The organism is Dyadobacter sp. AC419 (genome assembly GCF_979253085.1).
Window position 1 is genome coordinate 574,363 of sequence record NZ_CEEDCD010000027.1, and the last position, 16,156, is coordinate 590,518.

At 45.0% G+C, this 16,156-nt stretch carries 18 protein-coding genes and 1 pseudogene; 11 read left to right on the top strand and 8 right to left on the bottom strand.

Features of this window, described 5'->3' with window-relative positions:
• The first annotated feature begins 45 nt into the window (after positions 1-45).
• The 6 genes from AC0IYG_RS27485 to AC0IYG_RS27510 all read left to right on the top strand — a co-directional run bounded on the left by AC0IYG_RS27485 (position 46) and on the right by AC0IYG_RS27510 (position 5,274).
• Positions 46-1,041, top strand: coding sequence for an aldo/keto reductase (locus tag AC0IYG_RS27485; protein ID WP_471714285.1), 996 nt, complete (start codon positions 46-48; stop codon positions 1,039-1,041).
• A 74-nt stretch (positions 1,042-1,115) separates the two neighbouring features.
• Positions 1,116-2,282, top strand: coding sequence for a PQQ-dependent sugar dehydrogenase (locus AC0IYG_RS27490; protein ID WP_471714286.1), 1,167 nt, complete (start codon positions 1,116-1,118; stop codon positions 2,280-2,282).
• A gap of 22 nt (positions 2,283-2,304) precedes the next feature.
• Positions 2,305-2,712 (top strand): c-type cytochrome, encoded by a 408-nt coding sequence (locus AC0IYG_RS27495; protein WP_471714287.1) that lies wholly within the window; start codon positions 2,305-2,307, stop codon positions 2,710-2,712.
• Positions 2,713-2,926: 214 nt separating this feature from the next.
• Positions 2,927-3,340, top strand: coding sequence for a carboxypeptidase-like regulatory domain-containing protein (locus AC0IYG_RS27500; RefSeq protein WP_471714288.1), 414 nt, complete (start codon positions 2,927-2,929; stop codon positions 3,338-3,340).
• The gene (locus AC0IYG_RS27505; RefSeq protein ID WP_471714289.1) at positions 3,309-4,289 is read left to right on the top strand and encodes a TonB-dependent siderophore receptor; all 981 of its coding nucleotides are present in this window, start codon (positions 3,309-3,311) and stop codon (positions 4,287-4,289) included. Before AC0IYG_RS27500 ends, AC0IYG_RS27505 begins: the two co-directional genes overlap by 32 nt.
• Positions 4,290-4,332: 43 nt before the next feature.
• Entirely contained in the window at positions 4,333-5,274 is a 942-nt protein-coding gene (locus AC0IYG_RS27510; protein ID WP_471714290.1) for a TonB-dependent siderophore receptor, read from the top strand.
• 51 nt (positions 5,275-5,325) lie between these two features.
• Here AC0IYG_RS27510 and AC0IYG_RS27515 read toward each other — a convergent pair whose 3' ends face one another.
• The gene (locus AC0IYG_RS27515; protein ID WP_471714291.1) at positions 5,326-6,786 is read right to left on the bottom strand and encodes a gluconokinase; all 1,461 of its coding nucleotides are present in this window, start codon (positions 6,784-6,786) and stop codon (positions 5,326-5,328) included.
• A 250-nt stretch (positions 6,787-7,036) separates the two neighbouring features.
• On the opposite strand from AC0IYG_RS27515, the gene AC0IYG_RS27520 reads away from it, so the two are divergent.
• Positions 7,037-7,225 carry a hypothetical protein gene (locus AC0IYG_RS27520; protein WP_471714292.1) on the top strand — a complete coding sequence of 63 codons (189 nt, stop codon included), beginning with the start codon at positions 7,037-7,039 and terminating at the stop codon, positions 7,223-7,225.
• 32 nt (positions 7,226-7,257) lie between these two features.
• Here AC0IYG_RS27520 and AC0IYG_RS27525 read toward each other — a convergent pair whose 3' ends face one another.
• On the bottom strand, positions 7,258-8,487 hold the full coding sequence (locus AC0IYG_RS27525; protein WP_471714293.1) for a metallophosphoesterase family protein: 1,230 nt from the start codon (positions 8,485-8,487) through the stop codon (positions 7,258-7,260).
• 210 nt (positions 8,488-8,697) lie between these two features.
• Between AC0IYG_RS27525 and AC0IYG_RS27530 the strand changes: the two genes are divergently transcribed.
• Positions 8,698-9,213, top strand: coding sequence for a DinB family protein (locus AC0IYG_RS27530; RefSeq protein WP_471714294.1), 516 nt, complete (start codon positions 8,698-8,700; stop codon positions 9,211-9,213).
• Between the two features lie 122 nt (positions 9,214-9,335).
• Here the strand turns inward: AC0IYG_RS27530 and AC0IYG_RS27535 are convergent, their stop codons facing one another.
• The gene (locus AC0IYG_RS27535; RefSeq protein ID WP_471714295.1) at positions 9,336-10,229 is read right to left on the bottom strand and encodes a glycosyltransferase family 2 protein; all 894 of its coding nucleotides are present in this window, start codon (positions 10,227-10,229) and stop codon (positions 9,336-9,338) included.
• Positions 10,230-10,433: 204 nt separating this feature from the next.
• Between AC0IYG_RS27535 and AC0IYG_RS27540 the strand changes: the two genes are divergently transcribed.
• Positions 10,434-10,910 carry a purine nucleoside phosphorylase YfiH/LACC1 family protein gene (locus AC0IYG_RS27540; protein ID WP_471714296.1) on the top strand — a complete coding sequence of 159 codons (477 nt, stop codon included), beginning with the start codon at positions 10,434-10,436 and terminating at the stop codon, positions 10,908-10,910.
• Positions 10,867-11,208: a laccase domain-containing protein gene (locus tag AC0IYG_RS27545; protein WP_471714297.1), complete on the top strand. Its 342-nt coding sequence runs from the start codon at positions 10,867-10,869 to the stop codon at positions 11,206-11,208. The genes AC0IYG_RS27540 and AC0IYG_RS27545 overlap by 44 nt, the downstream gene beginning before the upstream one ends.
• Positions 11,209-11,276: 68 nt before the next feature.
• Here AC0IYG_RS27545 and AC0IYG_RS27550 read toward each other — a convergent pair whose 3' ends face one another.
• The 3 genes from AC0IYG_RS27550 to AC0IYG_RS27560 all read right to left on the bottom strand — a co-directional run bounded on the left by AC0IYG_RS27550 (position 11,277) and on the right by AC0IYG_RS27560 (position 13,044).
• Positions 11,277-11,702, bottom strand: coding sequence for a histone H1/H5 family protein, HCT subfamily (locus AC0IYG_RS27550; protein ID WP_471714298.1), 426 nt, complete (start codon positions 11,700-11,702; stop codon positions 11,277-11,279).
• 138 nt (positions 11,703-11,840) lie between these two features.
• On the bottom strand, positions 11,841-12,371 hold the full coding sequence (locus AC0IYG_RS27555) for an RNA methyltransferase (RefSeq protein ID WP_471714299.1): 531 nt from the start codon (positions 12,369-12,371) through the stop codon (positions 11,841-11,843).
• Positions 12,372-12,423: 52 nt separating this feature from the next.
• On the bottom strand, positions 12,424-13,044 hold the full coding sequence (locus AC0IYG_RS27560; protein ID WP_471714300.1) for a response regulator transcription factor: 621 nt from the start codon (positions 13,042-13,044) through the stop codon (positions 12,424-12,426).
• Between the two features lie 708 nt (positions 13,045-13,752).
• Here AC0IYG_RS27560 and AC0IYG_RS27565 point away from each other — a divergent pair.
• On the top strand, positions 13,753-14,256 hold the full coding sequence (locus tag AC0IYG_RS27565) for a hypothetical protein (RefSeq protein ID WP_471714301.1): 504 nt from the start codon (positions 13,753-13,755) through the stop codon (positions 14,254-14,256).
• Here AC0IYG_RS27565 and AC0IYG_RS27570 read toward each other — a convergent pair.
• Together AC0IYG_RS27570 and wecB are read right to left on the bottom strand one after the other, a co-directional pair.
• Positions 14,245-14,889, bottom strand: a complete 645-nt coding sequence (locus AC0IYG_RS27570; RefSeq protein ID WP_471714302.1) for an FkbM family methyltransferase — start codon at positions 14,887-14,889, stop codon at positions 14,245-14,247. The genes AC0IYG_RS27565 and AC0IYG_RS27570 overlap by 12 nt on opposite strands.
• Positions 14,889-16,016: pseudogene (gene wecB, locus AC0IYG_RS27575) on the bottom strand (non-hydrolyzing UDP-N-acetylglucosamine 2-epimerase). Before wecB ends, AC0IYG_RS27570 begins: the two are co-directional and overlap by 1 nt.
• Positions 16,017-16,156 lie beyond the last annotated feature (140 nt).

Genomic DNA, 16,156 nt, shown 5'->3' on the forward strand with positions numbered 1-16,156 from the left:
GTGCAAGCAAAATGCTGCCGACAGAAAAACTAAATCTATAAAGCAATGCAATACAGAACATTAGGAAATTCAGATCTTGAAGTTTCAGTAATCACGTTTGGCGCCTGGGCTGCGGGCGGATGGATGTGGGGAGGCACAGAGCGCAGCGAGGCCGTGAAGGCGATTCAGGCTGCTTATAATGTAGGTGTAACTTCGATTGACACCGCTCCGGTTTACGGTCAGGGTTTGAGCGAAGAAATTGTCGGAGAAGCAATTAAGGACTTTCCACGGGACAGGGTGCAGATTTTGACCAAATACGGCATGCGATGGGATCTGTCAAAAGGTGATTTTGCGATGCATAGCAAGAACAATGCTGGCGAGCCTATCGACATTTATAAATATGCGGCGAAAGACAGCATTATAAAGGAGTGCGAAGACAGCCTGAAACGCTTGGGAACGGATTACATTGATCTTTACCAAATCCATTGGCATGATAAAACAACACCTATTGAAGAGACAATGGAAGCTGTTTCTGAATTGATAAAGCAAGGAAAAGTGCGTTATGCCGGTGTCTGCAATTATGATGTCGAGTTGATGCGCGAGGCTGCTAAATACATAGACCTTGTCTCAGACCAAGTGCCTTACAGCATGGTTAAAAGGGACATTGAACAAGAACTTGTGCCTTATTGCATTGAAAACAACAAGTCAATTGTGGCATACAGTCCGCTCGAACGCGGCTTACTGACCGGAAAAATGAAGCCTGGCCACCAGTTTGCACCCGACGATCACCGCGCTTCGATTCACTTCTATAAGGATGAAAACCTGAGCCGGGTTAATGAATTCCTGGATCAGATCAAGCCGATCGCAGATCAGAAAAATGCTACGATCGGACAGCTCGTGCTAAGATGGACCGTGGAACAGCCGGGAATTACGATTGCTTTGGTTGGTGCCCGTGATGCTGCTCAGGCACTTCAAAATGCTGCCGCAATGGATATTTCGCTAACGCCTGATGAAATCACAACCATTACGGAACAACTAAATAAACTGGAATTGGTAAAATAAGGCAGATGGCCGCTGCTTTCTTTCGTTATCTTTGATTGGTTTTTACCACCTGAAAATCTGGCCTTTATTCACCTATGAACAAAAACATTCCCTTGCTAAAAAAATACCTTCCGCTTGCGCTGGCAGGTTTCATGCTAACTGCCTCTATCGGATTAATGAGCAACAGCGGTTTTGAACCCGAAAAGCTTTCCGAAGCCAATCTCAAAGTAGACACCGTTGCAACCGGATTAACCATGCCGTGGGCATCTGCCTTGCTTCCCAATGGCGATATGCTCGTCACTGAGCGCGGCGGAAAGTTGCGTCTCGTAACAGGCGGCAAACTGGATCCACAAGAGATTACCGGCGTTCCAGAAGTGCTTTACAAAGGACAAGGCGGCTTGCTCGACATTGCATTACATCCTGACTACAAGACAAATGGCTGGATATACATTAGTTATTCTTCACCGAAAGCTGCTGGTGAAGAAGGCGACGAAGGCGGTGCAAATACCGCATTGATCCGCGCAAAACTGAAAGACCACGCATTAACCGACATTCAGCCATTGTTCAAAGCCATTCCGAATGTGAAAAGCAGCCCGCATTATGGTGGACGCATTGTTTTTGATGGAAAAGGTTATGTATTTCTTTCATTAGGCGAGCGCGGACAAAAGGAAAACTCACAAAACCTTGGAAAAGATCAGGGTAAAGTGGTTAGACTTCATGAAGATGGAAAAATTCCAACCGACAACCCTTTTGTAAAAACAGAAGGCGCAAGACCAGAAATCTGGACTTATGGCCACCGCAACCCGCAAGGCATGGTTATCCACCCGACAACCGGCGTTATCTGGGAACACGAGCACGGTCCACAGGGCGGCGACGAGCTTAACATTATCGAGAAAGGGAAAAATTACGGCTGGCCGTTGATCACCTTTGGAATTGACTACGATAACAGCATTATTTCAAAAGACACTGCCCGCGCAGGATTGGAACAGCCTGTTGTTTACTGGAAACCATCCATCGCTCCTTGCGGTATGACGTTTGTGACGAGCGACAAATTTAAAGACTGGAAAGGCGATCTGATCGTCGGCTCATTGAAGTTCATGTATTTGCAGCACCTGGTTGTAAAAGGCAATAAAGTGGTAAGTCGCGAAATCATTTTTGACAAAATCGGCCGGGTGCGTGATGTGCGTCAGGCTTGGGACGGCAACATTTATGTAGTCCTTGAAAACTCCGGAAAAGTCGTCCGCATTAGCCCAAAATCCTGAGTTAGCGCAAAAAAATAAAAAAATGAAAGAGATAATTGCACTGATGTCAATCGCGGTCTTGTGCTCTGCGGTTTTTCGGCAGGATGACGAGTTGGCTAAAAGCATTGAACGCGGAAAAATGATTTATTCCGAAAACTGCATCAGCTGCCACATGGGCACGGGCGAGGGCGTAACAGCGACTTTTCCACCACTTGCGAAAGCGGACTATTTAATGAAAACACCTGAGAATGCCATTAAGGCAATCAAGTTTGGCCTCATTGGCAAGATTAAGGTTAATGGCGTCGATTATGACAACATGATGCCTAATCCGGGCCTAGATAATGGTGAGATTGCCGATGTGACAAACTACATTATGAACACGTGGGGCAACTCTTCGGAAAAGAAAATGATCACTGAAAAAATGGTCGAGGAGATTAAGGAAAAGAAGTAACGCTGATCCAATCGACTTTCAAAAAGCAGAACTGTGCAAACGGTTCTGCTTTTTTATTGACGTCAATTTTCCCATTTTTAACTCGCTACTTTTATTTGAAATAAATCTAAATAATGCTTGTATAGAAAAAACCGGCGAACGATATTTGCCCAAGATATACTATTTAGATCAATTTTAAATAAAATGCAAAAAATTTACATTTTAGTCCTCTTTCGTGCTGGCTACGACTGTTGCCTTGGCGCAAAATGGCAAAATTGCCGGACAGATATTAAGCTCTGATGGACAGCCTGTTGAGCAGGTTTCAGTTGGCATTAAGGGCAGCTCCAAAGGTGCAACTTCTGATTCCGAAGGGAAATTTACGATCGACCGTGTTAAGGCCGGCACCTATACATTACTCGTTAGCTTCGTAGGGTTAGAAACGCAGCAGAAAGATGTAGAAGTGATTGCTGGTGAAACTGCTAACGTTTCGTTTTCTCTTAACAGAAAGCGCGAATCAATTGCAGGAAGTTATTGTAAAAGGCGGCAATCCTTACAAATCGGATCAGGTTTCTTCCAGCTTGAAGTTGCTAACACCGATTTTGGAAACTCCTCAGAATGTGCAGATTGTCACATCAAAAACGCTTTCTGACCAGCAGGTGATCAGCATGAGTGACGGACTGATCCGCAATGTGAGCGGCGCTGTTCGCCTGGAACATTGGGGCGATCTTTATGCCAACATTACGATGCGGGGCTCACAAATTCAGGCTTTCCGGAACGGTTTCAATGTGGTGAGCTCTTACTGGGGGCCGTTAACGGAGGACATGAGTTTCGTCGATCATATTGAATTTGTAAAAGGACCGGCTGGCTTCATGCTTGCCAATGGCGACCCGAGCGGTCTTTATAATGTTGTTACCAAAAAACCTACGGGCGAAACGAAAGGAGAAGTTTCGCTTACAATGGGAAGCTTTGATTTTTACCGCGCAACGCTGGATCTTGATGGCAAGCTGGATAAAAGCGGCAAATTCCTTTACAGACTTAATGTGGCCGGACAGAACAGAAATTCGCACCGCCCATTTGAATACAACAACCGTTACAGCATTGCTCCGGTGATTTCTTACCAATTGGATGACAAAACGAAACTGACGGCTGAATACACCATGCAATACGCAAAAATGTCTGACGTAGGCTCCTATTATGTGTTTACAACAGAGGGTTACGCCACCTTGCCCAGAGATTTCACAGCAATGCCTCCCGGCCTTGATCCGACAAAAATCAAAGACCAAAGCTTGTTCCTGAACCTGCAACATCAGATCAACAGCGATTGGAAACTGACTGCGCAGGTTGCGTATCTCAATTATAATCAACGAGGGTCCAGCATGTGGCCTGACTCCGTAAGTGCGGATGCGAGGCTTATACGGGGCGTCGGAATTTGGGACGCGAAGAGCGAAATGACACTTGCACAGGCATTTATTAATGGGTACGTGGCAACGGGAAGCGTAAGACACCGCATTTTGGGAGGCATTGACATCGGCACAAAAAATTACTTTGCCGACTGGTCTCAATCGCACCCATTGGACACATTAGGCGGACTTTTCTGATCCGCGTAACCCTATTTATTCGACACCGAACAACGGTTACCCTGTGTTTGACCGCATGCTGAATCTGGAAGCGAGAGCGGTGAACGGCGGCGGCACAATTGATCAGAAATACACTGGATTGTATGCGCAGGACGAGTTGAGCTTCATTGAGAACAAAATCAGGCTGACACTTGCAGGACGTTACACTTATGTAAGCCAGTCGTCGTACGGAGGCGCACCGATGAGCGCGCACCACTTCACGCCGCGTGTTGGATTGAGCATTTCCGTTGATAAAAACACCTCGGTTTATGCATTGTATGACGAAGCATTTTTGCCGCAGTCGGGAAGATTGAGATCCGGGAATGTGAAGCCGATTACGGGCAGCAACCGGGAAGTGGGTGTGAAAAGGGATTGGGCAGACGGACGCTGGAATACGACGGTTTCGTTTTACCGCATTGTCAAAAATAATGAGCTGACTGCTGATCCGAATGCGCCGATAAACTCTGGGATTAGCGTTGTTTTGGGCCAAAAACGTGCGCAGGGCGCGGAATTTGACCTTCGCGGAACATTGGCAAAAGGCCTTAACCTGACTGCAAATTATGCTTATACAAATTCGGAAGTGACAAAAGTTACGGAAGGCGTTACGAGCATTGCAGTCGGAGAAGTGATTCCTGGCTTTGCAAAACACACGGTTAATAGCTGGTTGAGCTATAAGATACAGAAAGGAGCATTGAAAGGAGCCGGACTTTCAGGCGGGTTCACTTATCTTGTTGACCGCGCAACTGCAAACTGGAGCACGACAAGCGACGACCAAAACCTTCCTAATTATTTCAAACTTGACGGAGGCGTTTTTTGGGAAAAAGACAAGATCAGGCTGACGCTGAATGTGTTCAATGTTTTGGATAAATATCTTTACAGCGGTGGCTATTACAGCTATTTGAATGCCTATTACACCCAATCGGAAGCGCCTAGGAATTATCGTCTAGGCTTGGCTTACAAGTTTTAATCTTGAAGAAACTGGTGGTTTTTGCGTGATCAGCAAGGCCGCCAGTTTTTTCTAAACTGCATGCTCGAGCATTAGCCGGGAGCCCTTATTGAAGCGCTTGCTCAGGATTTTATAGACGTCATGCACCTTGCCATTTACTGCGAATTCCTGCCCTACTGTGGTGAAAGCCTTCATTTCGGAATAGTCTTTAAACAATCCGAGCGCTTTTAAAGCCATCATCGCAGCACCAACTGCACCCGTTTCCACGGTTTCATTCAACTTTACATCTCTGCCAAAAACATCGGACAGCATTTGCACCCAGATCGGGCTGCGGGCAAAACCTCCGTTGGCGTAAATTGTGTCCGTTTTCTGCATTTCCATCAGGATTTCGCCAATGCCGAAAAGATTCAGCAATATTCCTTCCATAACAGCCCGCGCGAAATTGGTGCGCGTATGCTGAATGTCCAGACCTGTGAATCCTCCGCGAACTGTTGAGCTCCACAACGGCGCACGCTCGCCAAGTAAGTAAGGATAAAAGAGCAATCCGTCTGCGCCGGGTTCCAATTTGGAGGCCTCTTCGAAAACCGTGTCAAACTCAACATTCGGATAAAATGTGTTCATTAACCACTCAAAAATCACCGCGCCGTTATTCGACGGGCCGCCGATAATGTATGTTTTTTCATCCAGCACATAGCAGAAAGTCTGCATCAGCGGATCCGAATAGGGTTTGTCAAAACTGATGCGTACGGCCGCGCTGGTGCCGATGGTCACGGCCATTGACCCCGTGTGAATGGCTCCGCTGCCGAGGTTCGCGAGACATCCGTCACTTGCGCCCATGATCAGCTTAGTTCCTTCCGGCAAGCCGACCGCATTATCTGCTGAAAGGCTTTCAATGTGGTAAGGAGAAACGGCAGTTGACAGCTTATCAGGTTTCAATCCGAGCTTCTTCAGCGTGTAAGCATCCCATTGTAACTCTCTGATATTGAACATGCCAGTGGCAGATGCAATCGAGTAATCGACAACGAAATTTCCTGTCAGGCGATAAATAACGTATTCCTTAATCCCGACAAAACGGAATGTTTTTTTATAAATTTCAGGTTCGTTCTTGCGAAGCCAAAGCAGTTTACATACGGGTGTCATGGCGTGCACTGGTGTGCCATTGTTGCGGTAAATCTTTTTCCCAACAATTGACGAGCGTAATTTCAATGCAATGTCGGAGCTGCGGTTGTCGGCCCAGATGATAAGCTGCGTAAGCTGTTTCCCGCTTTTATCCAACGCAAGCACACCGTGCATAGCTGCGCTGAAACTGATGCCGAGCAGCTCACCTTTACCTTTACAAGAATCGGTTACGGTTTTTAATGTTTTGCAAGCCGCCTCAAATATCTCGTCCGGATTCTGCTCACTCCAGTCAGGCTTGGGATGGTACATTTCATAACTTTCGCTGTGCGAGGTCATAATGGCGCCTGAAATGGAATCAAAAGCAACGGCTTTAACATTTGTCGTACCAATATCGCAACCGATGATGTAGGGCATTTCTCTTTAATTTAATAGCAACAGCTGTCGGTTTTGCTCCGGCAGCATTCAAATCTTGATCAAAACAAATGTATGGATTCAATGGAATAATGCCTAAAAGGCCCTAACCATTCTTCCTGTTTTTAAAGAACCCCTGAATCGAAGGATAAATTTCCTGATGTGTGTCAAAAAAAATGAATAGTTGCCCGGATCTTGGCATGTATTTATTATTTTCGCAAAATTAAAAGCATACGATTTCAATTATCCGAACATGTCAGAAACAACACATAACGAATCCGGCTCGCTTTCAAGCTTCGCTTACGTCGCAGCATTCATTATCCTATTTTTGGTGCTTGCCGTGCTTGCAGATCTTTTTACCTTCATTTTGGGGACGATCGGATTGATAGTGACCTTTGCAGCATTTTATAAAGACAACAGCCACCACGACGACCACCATTGATCGTTACGCGGTTTTTGCCTTAAAATAATATCTTAATGTACGGCCAGTTCAGGCATGGATTGCAAAATCTTCCATTCCAACTGGCCGTTTGTTGTGTCAACCGACCAGCATTCTTCAAACACGCTTTTATCTTCCAAATCCCTATAATCAGCAGTTAAGACATTGCCTTTCAACCGAATGTGCGCAAAACCGTTGTAGCCCAGGCGGTGTCTTTTGATCACTTTTCTCACGCGCCGATCGTAGTAACTGATCTTTTCCAGATCTTCATTAGCCGGCATTTCCACTTCCACCGGCAAGCCTCCGTGCCCAATGCAGCGTCCATATGCCTCCGGACCTTTGCCATTTGTGCCCATATTATAAACAACAAAGCGGTGATCATGGCCCCAAATCCACACGATCTGACGTTCAGCAGCGCCCATCAGTTCACGAATTTGCTCTCCCGGCCTGGCATATTGCTCCCGGAAAGCGGAGATATAAGGATGATGGCTTAAAAATAACAACCCGCGCTTATCATCCGGATTCCCCAATTGCACGACATCGCGCAACCATTCCACTTGCTCCTTCCGCAAATGGCAATCGGGTGGTGAAAGGATTTCAATAAATGGCCTTCCCACAGAAGTGTAGCCCGTGTCAATGCCTATAATGCGCCAATACTCGTTTTCAATACAGAAGAATCCTGCCTGCTGCGACTTCTTCACCTCTCCTTCCTGAATGTACATGGCGGGCAGCAAATGCTTGAAATATGCATTGCCATTGGAATACATCTCATGATTTCCGGCCAGCGCCAGACTGCCTGAGGCTCCATAATACCAGGAAGCATGCGGCGCAGTGAAGTTTTCCTCCACTTCTTTTGGCGCTCCAACGAAGTAAATGTCACCCATATGAATGCTGTAATCGGGCGCATAGCGGGCAACCAGATTTGCAACAGCATCGGATTCTTCCGTATCACTGGCCCAGTCTGAAAGCAGTGCAATGCTGATTTCTTCGCGGGAAGGAATGGATGAAGTAAGCTTGTAAACGCCGCTGTCCCCGTTTTTAGGATAAGCCTGATAGGGATGCCTTGGGCCAAAACGACTTTTTAGATAATGCCATGCAAAACCCAGGAGATTGGTTTTGAAAAAGCCAGAGATCAGGTTGGTTACGCTGGAAGTTTGCTTTACGCGTTTCTCATAAAGTTCAAGCTGCGTTTTTGCATGATTTTCTGCCTCTGTGTGGCCTAGGTCAAGATATTTTTGGGTCCTTTCTTCTGATGATTCGGGCATATAGGGGTCTGCTGATGTAACGGAGTTCGCTGGTAAATAAAATGATTAGTTTATTAACGCCAAGATTTTAACATTAAAAATCCTGGCCAGCGATGTCTGCTTGTGACCGATTATGAAGAACGCGGCTAATTATTGTTGCTGATCATTGACAATCGCTGGGGTTAGAAGTAACTTCGACCAAATAATTTAACCACCGTAAAAACAAATCGAATGAAAAAAATTACGATCACCTGCATGCTGATTTTCGCAGCCAGCGCTGCATTTGCGCAAACAATGATTGCCAAGCAAGTTGCTGACTGGGAGAGAGCAAAAAAATACACGCAAGCCTATCTGGATGCCATGCCGGATGCTGGTTACGCTTTTAAGCCAACGCCTGAAATTCGCTCATTCGCTGCGCAGATGGACCATATCGCTGATGCAAACTTCGCTTTCGTTTCGGCTGCATCAGGCAAGAAAAGTCCATTTGAAGGTTCAGCAGAAAAAATGACCGATCAGTCCAAAGCGGCTGTTTCCAAAGCGGTTATGGAAAGCTACGATTTTGTTATCAACACATTGAAGGGCATGACGGAAGCCGATCTTGCCAAAGATGTGAAAGTTTTTGGAATGGATATGAAAGCGGGTGTTGCGTTTGAGAAAGCATTCGAACACCAGACTCATCACCGCGGACAAACTACGCCGTATATTCGCATGAAAGGCGCGACGCCGCCAAACGAAATGTTATTTTAATAATGAAAAGGGACCTGACGGTCCCTTTTTTTATGCTTTTGCTTTTGAACGGATGTTATAAAGATTGAGCGCAACAAAGCTGTATAATTTCAACGCCGCGGGCGGAATAACAAAATCCCGGATCACTTCCTTTTTCCTTTCCGGGAAGGATCCGCCATTGATAAGTATTTCAATGCATATTTAAGTCTTGGCCAGTAAGTGTGGCCATATTCCCTCGAAAAAAGCAATTTGTAATAATATGTGGCAATGTTTTTCTTCAACTTATCATCATACTTGTAATTCAGCTCCTTGTTAATGTTGGAATAAAGCTGAATGCGGTTGAAGAGAAAATCAGCGCCATAATGATTGTCCGCAAAGCTGGCCCCTCCCCTGTTTTTCCGGTAAACCGACATTACTTCATCGATGTAACCAATCGGGCCGCGCGTTGCAAACATGATATTACGCGGAATATCGCCACTGGTTGACAGGTTAGTCCATTCAGGATCAGGATGTTTGGCAAAATCCTCCCGCCGGAACATTAAACTGGAAGTTGCAATGAAGCAAAGCTCGTCTTCTCCAACCAGATCCTCAACGGTTACTTCCGGTTTTGATAATGTATTTACCAGATATGGCGGCGCTGCATTGTCGTCAAAGATCACTCTTGCATTATGATAACAAGCAGAATAATGTGGATTAGCGTCCAGCATTTCAACCTGCTTTTGCAGTTTATGCGGGGAAATCAGATAATCGTCACCATCAAATTGAGCAATGTATTCGCCTTTTGCAGCCGCAAATGTGGATAAAGCATTGAATTTACCATTAAGCCCCATATTTTTGGAATGCAGCAAAAGCCTGATCTTGTCGGGATAACGCTGTTGATAATCCTTTAAAATGGCAGCCGTATTATCTTTCGAGCAATCATCGCCTACAACGATTTCAAAAGGAAATGTAGTCTGCTGCATTAAAATTGAATCCAGCATTTGCGCTACAAACTTTTCGTGGTTGTAAGTGACAACACACACACTCACTTTTATCATATTTACTAATCAATATTAAAGCTTTCGCGCTGCAAATTTAATTCTTTTATTCCCATTTACCCGAATTGCACAACTTTCAGGGCCGTATGGCGCGCAGGTGCATGTTTCAGGGAATAAACTCGCATCGGGTTGAAATAAATCCCCGCAAAGATCATTAATTTGATATTCTTACTTTACGAAATTCACAAAACAATAACATCAGCAATGCTTTTCACCGAAACCGACCTTAAAAAGCCTCTTTTCAGATCACCGGCTATATTTTCCAAGTTTGAAGGGCTCGTTGCGGCTGAGAGCACAAGGCATGGAGGCGTAAGTGAGGGCGCTTATGCATCGCTTAATCTGGGCGGTTCTACGCAGGATAAGCCTGAAAATGTGATTGAAAACAATAAACGTTTCTTTGGCGCATTACAGATTCCTTACGCAACAGTTGCGAAATCGCACCAGGTGCATGATGATAAAATCCTGAATGTGGTTGAAGCTGGACGATATGAAGGCTATGACGCGCTGATCACCAATTTACCAAACATTCAACTTGCGGTAACGGTGGCGGATTGTACGCCGATCCTGATCTTTGATCCGGTTACGAAAAGTGTCGCGGCTATTCACGCGGGCTGGCGCGGGACGGTTAAGGGGATTGTTGCAAAGACGGTTCGTATCACTGCAAACAACATTCGGCGCTGATCCTAAAAATTGCATTGCTTACGTCGGAACCTGCATTGATGAATGCTCATTTGAGGTCGGTGACGATGTTTCTGACCACTTTACAGATGATTACAAGCGATTTGATTCTCAAAAGGATAAGTTTCTTGTTGATCTGAAAAAAGCAAACCGCGAACAGCTGATCCGGTCCGGCTTACTGGAAAGCAACATTGAAATCTCGGCCTATTCAACGGTTCTTAACAATGACGACTACTTTTCCTATCGTTTTGAAAAAGGCATTACAGGGAGAATGCTGGCAACAATCGGGCTGGTGCGCTGAGATTATAAACTGAAAAAGGTCAGCACTTGCGGATGCTGACCTTTTTAATGTCAAATATTTGGCAATGCTTATTCTGCCGATTGCGTTTCTGCCGAGGTTTCAACAGGAGCCTGGCTAGAAGCCGGACGCGCGCCTGGACGTGAAGCAGCTGATTTACCCGGAGCCGGTGCTTTTGCTACGATTGGCTTCGAAGGAGCTGCAATGGCAGCTTTGGAAGAAGCTTCGGCAACAAGTGCAGCCACTTTTGCAGCCTTGTCTTTTTTGCTTTGCTTTTTGCCTTTATCGTTTCCCTTCAATTTTTTCGCCTCGTTCTTTGCCTCTTTTTCTTTCTTTTTAAGCGTCTCTTTTTCAAATTTTGCTACTTTCTTCGCCAACTTGGCAGCAGCCTTTTCAATCGATTTCTTTATTTTTTTGGAACCTGAAGATACAGCAGCGATTTTGCCGGACAGGGTTTCTGCAATCTCAGTCGATAATTGTTTAGTGGCAGATTTCATAATCTAGTTTTAAGATACAATTAATTGATACACCCGGGTCCGGGGACTAGTCGCTTACGAAGAGGATAAACGCAGCATGACTAATAACCTGCAAATACTCGCTATTAATCTTTAAACACCAAATTTATCGTGTTATATTTATGTTAAGTTTTTTCGCACAAACTCCCAAAATACGATTCCTGCGGATACGGACACATTGAATGAATGCTTCGTGCCAAACTGCGGGATTTCAAGGCAACCATCCGAAGCGGCAATAACCTCATCCGCGACGCCTTCCACTTCATTTCCAAATACAAATGCATAATGCTTGCCCAGTTCCGGATCGAAGTTCTGTAATAAAACACTTCCTTCCGCCTGTTCTACGCACCACACATTGTAACCTGCCGCTTTCAGCTGCTTCACAGCGTCAACCGTGTCTGCATTCTTCTCCCATTCCACCGACAATTCCGCTCCGATTGCGCTTCTTGTAATTTCCCGGTGCGGGGGACTTTGCGTGTAACCGCACAAGATAATTTTCTGCGCGCGAAATGCATCTGCCGTCCTGAAAAAAGATCCGACGTTAGCCAGGCTGCGAATGTTGTCCAATATAATTACAAAAGGGAATTTATCCGATTCCTTAAATTCTTCGACCGACAAACGGCCCATTTCTTCAATACGCAATTTCCGCATGGCATAAAAAAAACCCTACACCGTTAAGTGCAGGGTTTCATCAAAGTGTGGTTTATTTTATCTTGGTAATCAGCTCTACGATGTTTTTCACACCCAACTTTTCAAAAATCCTTGCTTTGTAAGTGCTGACTGTCGAAAGCTGCAGATTAAGCTTTTCAGCGATCTTAGCAGTTCCAAGGCCTTCTTTTAGCAGATTCATTACATCCGTTTCTCTTGGAGACAAGCTCACGATCGGATCCGGAAGAAATTCTCTTGGGTTGATGAGCCTGTTGATATTCATTTGCTGCATATCTTCGCTCATGTATTTTTTGTTATTCAAAACACTCATTACGGCTGTTTTGAACTCTTCTTCCGGTGCGTCTTTGGATAGATAACCATCCGCGCCGGCTTGCAGATACATGAGGCCGTATTGTTGTTCGTCATAGCTGGAAAACATCAAGATTCTGATCCCCGGAGATTTCTGACGAATAGTTTCTACCATCTTGGTCGTGTTCCCACCAGGAATGTTAATATCCAGAATCAGCAAATCATACGCCTTAACCTCTAATTCTTGAAGAATTTTGTCAAAATCGTCAACATCCGAGATTGTGGATTCCGGGATAAGTGATTTGAGGAGGTGTTTGGTGCCAATTCTTACCACGGCGTGGTCTTCGGCAATAAGTATGTGTTTCATGTATGGGTTTAAGTCCAATTAAGTAAGAAAAATGCAGGCGCCGTTGAAAATGGGGCGTTAATTTACAAAAATAGCAATCAGCATTGTATTAAACATAAAAATTATAAAATTAGTATAGGATAATTACGTAACTATTGCGACTAAGTGTCTAAAACGTACTAATAAGGGCACATATTGCCGCTTAGTTGCTTAAAATTAACGATTTAGCGCACATTATCACACATTATAACATCCGCAACTGGGTTCGGAACGGCCTTACGGTTCATCTTTCGGACTCCCAGCCACCCTGCTTCGAGACATTTGCTTTCGAACCACATCTATATATGACACCGGCACACGTTCTAACGCAAACAACTGAACGGACGTTTTCATTCTACCTTTTACGTAAAAATTATACAAGGCCGGTTGCCGTTTTCCATTGTCAAGCGCATTACAACAACATCTGGACTTCGCCTTGCAACGCACCATTTGGCGGAATTCAATGCGCCGATGACTGCACTGCATCCGAGCTTGCCTTTTTAATGGACTGCATTCAATGCACTATTGTGTCAAATGGCGGCAGAAAACTAATCATCAAAACCGCTCCATTTTGTTACGAAACAGATTCAAGCAGTTTGTTAACGCAATGTTATATTAATACTGGGTTTGAAGAAATTCGGGCCTGTAGCAAATACTTTCATTCCCGTGTCGTGCCGAAACTTTGAACACTTGATCAAACCTGCCGAACGGCGAAAGCTGTGCAAAGCGCGCCGATCCGGCTTTACAGCGGAGTTGGCCAATGAGCTTTCTTCTACATTTGTTTACGACTTTCTCAATCAATGCCGCACGCAGCAAGGTTATCAGGTTTCGCTGACGCTGTGCCAGATTGAGACATTAAGGACAACATTTCCGGATCACTTTTCGATTTTCGCAGTCCGGAACGCGTTAAAAGTCATCGCATTGACATTAACCGTCCGGGTCAACAGCCGGGTTCTTTATAATTTCCTTTGCGCGGATTTGTCCGAATATCGCGTTTACAGTCCGGTTGTGCTCCTTACTGAATGTGTCTATACGTTTTGCCAGCAACAGCAAATCGAAATTCTCGATCTGGGCATTTCACTTGATCAGCAGGGTGATTTCAAAGCTTCTCTGCACCGCTTCAAGCGAAACATTGGCGGACAGGATTGTTTTGAAAGTAACCTACGAAATGGACTTCCCGGATCAGATTCCTAAACAGTTTCCATCTCTGTAAAAAACGCTTGTGCACGTTTCTATGCCTACAATCGGAGCCATACCAATAAAATCAAGCCTTCTAAAACCTTTATTTTTCAAATAATCTTTGGCCTTTTGATACCATTCCCGTTCTGAATTATCCAGGATCAAAACGCCGTCAGCGGTCAGATAATTAACTGCAAAATTCGCGCATTTCACCCGGTTGCGGCCGTCGACAATGATAATGTTATAAAGCGACCCTGATTCCTTAACAGATTGAATGTAAGTGTCCCCAAGCGGTCTTTCAATCACTTTTGCATTCGTCGGCAGCTTGGGTTTGATTTGTTTGATCCAGTCGGCGTCGTGCTCCACCGCCGTTATTTCTTTTATGCGAGCAGCATACCAGCGGGTGGAATTCCCGGATCCATATTCAAAAACAGTGAAATGAGGCTTCAAACGTGGTTTCAGAAACAAGATAAACGGGTAAGTATACCACGGAAGCGGATCGCCATTTGCGTCAACGGATTGTTTGGTATGAAAACTTCTGAACCAGCCATATTGCTTCAAAGCGCCATCCAGAAAAAGCTGCACACTTCCACCCAAACCGACTCCATTCAGCAGATCCCAGGTGTTATTTTTTATTTTTTTAATCATTACAAATCAAACGATTGACGCTTACCGGCACAAACGTACGAATTAATGTACTTTTCTCTCAAAATTGTCACGATCCGTTCGGCAGCTTTTCCGTCCCAGAATTCCGGAATTTGCCCTTTTTTGCCGTTGCCATCCAGAATGTGTGTGGCGAGCATCATTGCAGACGCGGCATTCCAGTCGGGCAATAAATGGTTGGTGCCGACTTCAACCGTCACGGGCCGTTCCGTGCTTTTCCTTAGCGTAATGCAGGGCACTTGCAAAAACGTCGTCTCTTCCTGAATGCCGCGCTGAATCTGTGATAACCAATGCTGCATTTTTGGTTAGATTTAGAAATTCAAGATAACCTTGTGGTTTCAGCAGTTTTCAAATTCTCTCTTCGGAATGCTTTCCAATTGCTTGTCAAGTCCGTGCGAGGCGAAGTTTTTCAGCGTCCTCGGATGAATCGGAAAAATAACCGGCATTAATAAGGTCAGCTTTTTGATCATCTCCAAAATCTCTTTCAAAACCATCGGATCATCGACATTCGCAGGCCTGTGCAGAGTCAATAAAATGTAAGGTTCGCTTTCCGGACAATGCTGCATTTGAGATTGGCAATAAATCAGCGAATCAATCATCACATTGCCGGCAAAATGAATTTTATGCAGTCCAATGTTTTCTTTCATCAAATTACAAATCGCGGAATGCTCGGTCACAAAGAGCTCATCCGCAATGGCATCAGTTATAATGCGGTTTATTTCCTCCGGCATTTCCCGATCGCCGCTCCGCAGCCCGGCCTCCACGTGCGCAACCGGAATGTGCTCCTTAACCGCGACCAACGCGCAGGCCAATGTTGAATTAACATCACCCACCACAAGCACAAGATCAGGTTTTTCGATGGATAGCACTTTCTCAAAACGGAGCATAATGCGGGCCGTTTGCTGTGCATGCGAGCCGTTGCCTACGCCAAGAAAATAATCGGGTTTGGGAAGATTAAGCTGTTCGAAAAAAATGCCCGACATTTCAAAATCATGGTGTTGTCCGGTGTGGACGATTTTGGAAACAATGTCTGCATATTGGCAGAAAGCGCGGTGTATAGGCGCTATTTTCATAAAATTGGGGCGCGCCCCAGCAATGTTTAAAACCTTCAAGATATAGTGTGTTAAGTATAGAAAGGCAAAGTTATGAGAATCATCCTGACAAAACTAATCGCGCGCCGCGGTTAGGCTATCTTATGGTTTTTGTCTTATTTCGCTTTGTTAATCATTTGCACCTTCATGGGGATTATTGT

Bases quoted from the DNA above. Each gene is read 5' to 3' on its own strand.
- AC0IYG_RS27485 (WP_471714285.1), top strand. From the start codon at position 46: ATGCAATACAGAACATTAGGAAATTCAGATCTTGAAGTTTCAGTAATC.
- AC0IYG_RS27490 (WP_471714286.1), top strand. From the start codon at position 1,116: ATGAACAAAAACATTCCCTTGCTAAAAAAATACCTTCCGCTTGCGCTG.
- AC0IYG_RS27495 (WP_471714287.1), top strand. From the start codon at position 2,305: ATGAAAGAGATAATTGCACTGATGTCAATCGCGGTCTTGTGCTCTGCG.
- AC0IYG_RS27515 (WP_471714291.1), bottom strand. From the start codon at position 6,786: ATGCCCTACATCATCGGTTGCGATATTGGTACGACAAATGTTAAAGCC.
- AC0IYG_RS27520 (WP_471714292.1), top strand. From the start codon at position 7,037: ATGTCAGAAACAACACATAACGAATCCGGCTCGCTTTCAAGCTTCGCT.
- AC0IYG_RS27525 (WP_471714293.1), bottom strand. From the start codon at position 8,487: ATGCCCGAATCATCAGAAGAAAGGACCCAAAAATATCTTGACCTAGGC.
- AC0IYG_RS27530 (WP_471714294.1), top strand. From the start codon at position 8,698: ATGAAAAAAATTACGATCACCTGCATGCTGATTTTCGCAGCCAGCGCT.
- AC0IYG_RS27535 (WP_471714295.1), bottom strand. From the start codon at position 10,229: ATGATAAAAGTGAGTGTGTGTGTTGTCACTTACAACCACGAAAAGTTT.
- AC0IYG_RS27540 (WP_471714296.1), top strand. From the start codon at position 10,434: ATGCTTTTCACCGAAACCGACCTTAAAAAGCCTCTTTTCAGATCACCG.
- AC0IYG_RS27550 (WP_471714298.1), bottom strand. From the start codon at position 11,702: ATGAAATCTGCCACTAAACAATTATCGACTGAGATTGCAGAAACCCTG.
- AC0IYG_RS27555 (WP_471714299.1), bottom strand. From the start codon at position 12,371: ATGCGGAAATTGCGTATTGAAGAAATGGGCCGTTTGTCGGTCGAAGAA.
- AC0IYG_RS27560 (WP_471714300.1), bottom strand. From the start codon at position 13,044: ATGAAACACATACTTATTGCCGAAGACCACGCCGTGGTAAGAATTGGC.
- AC0IYG_RS27570 (WP_471714302.1), bottom strand. From the start codon at position 14,889: ATGATTAAAAAAATAAAAAATAACACCTGGGATCTGCTGAATGGAGTC.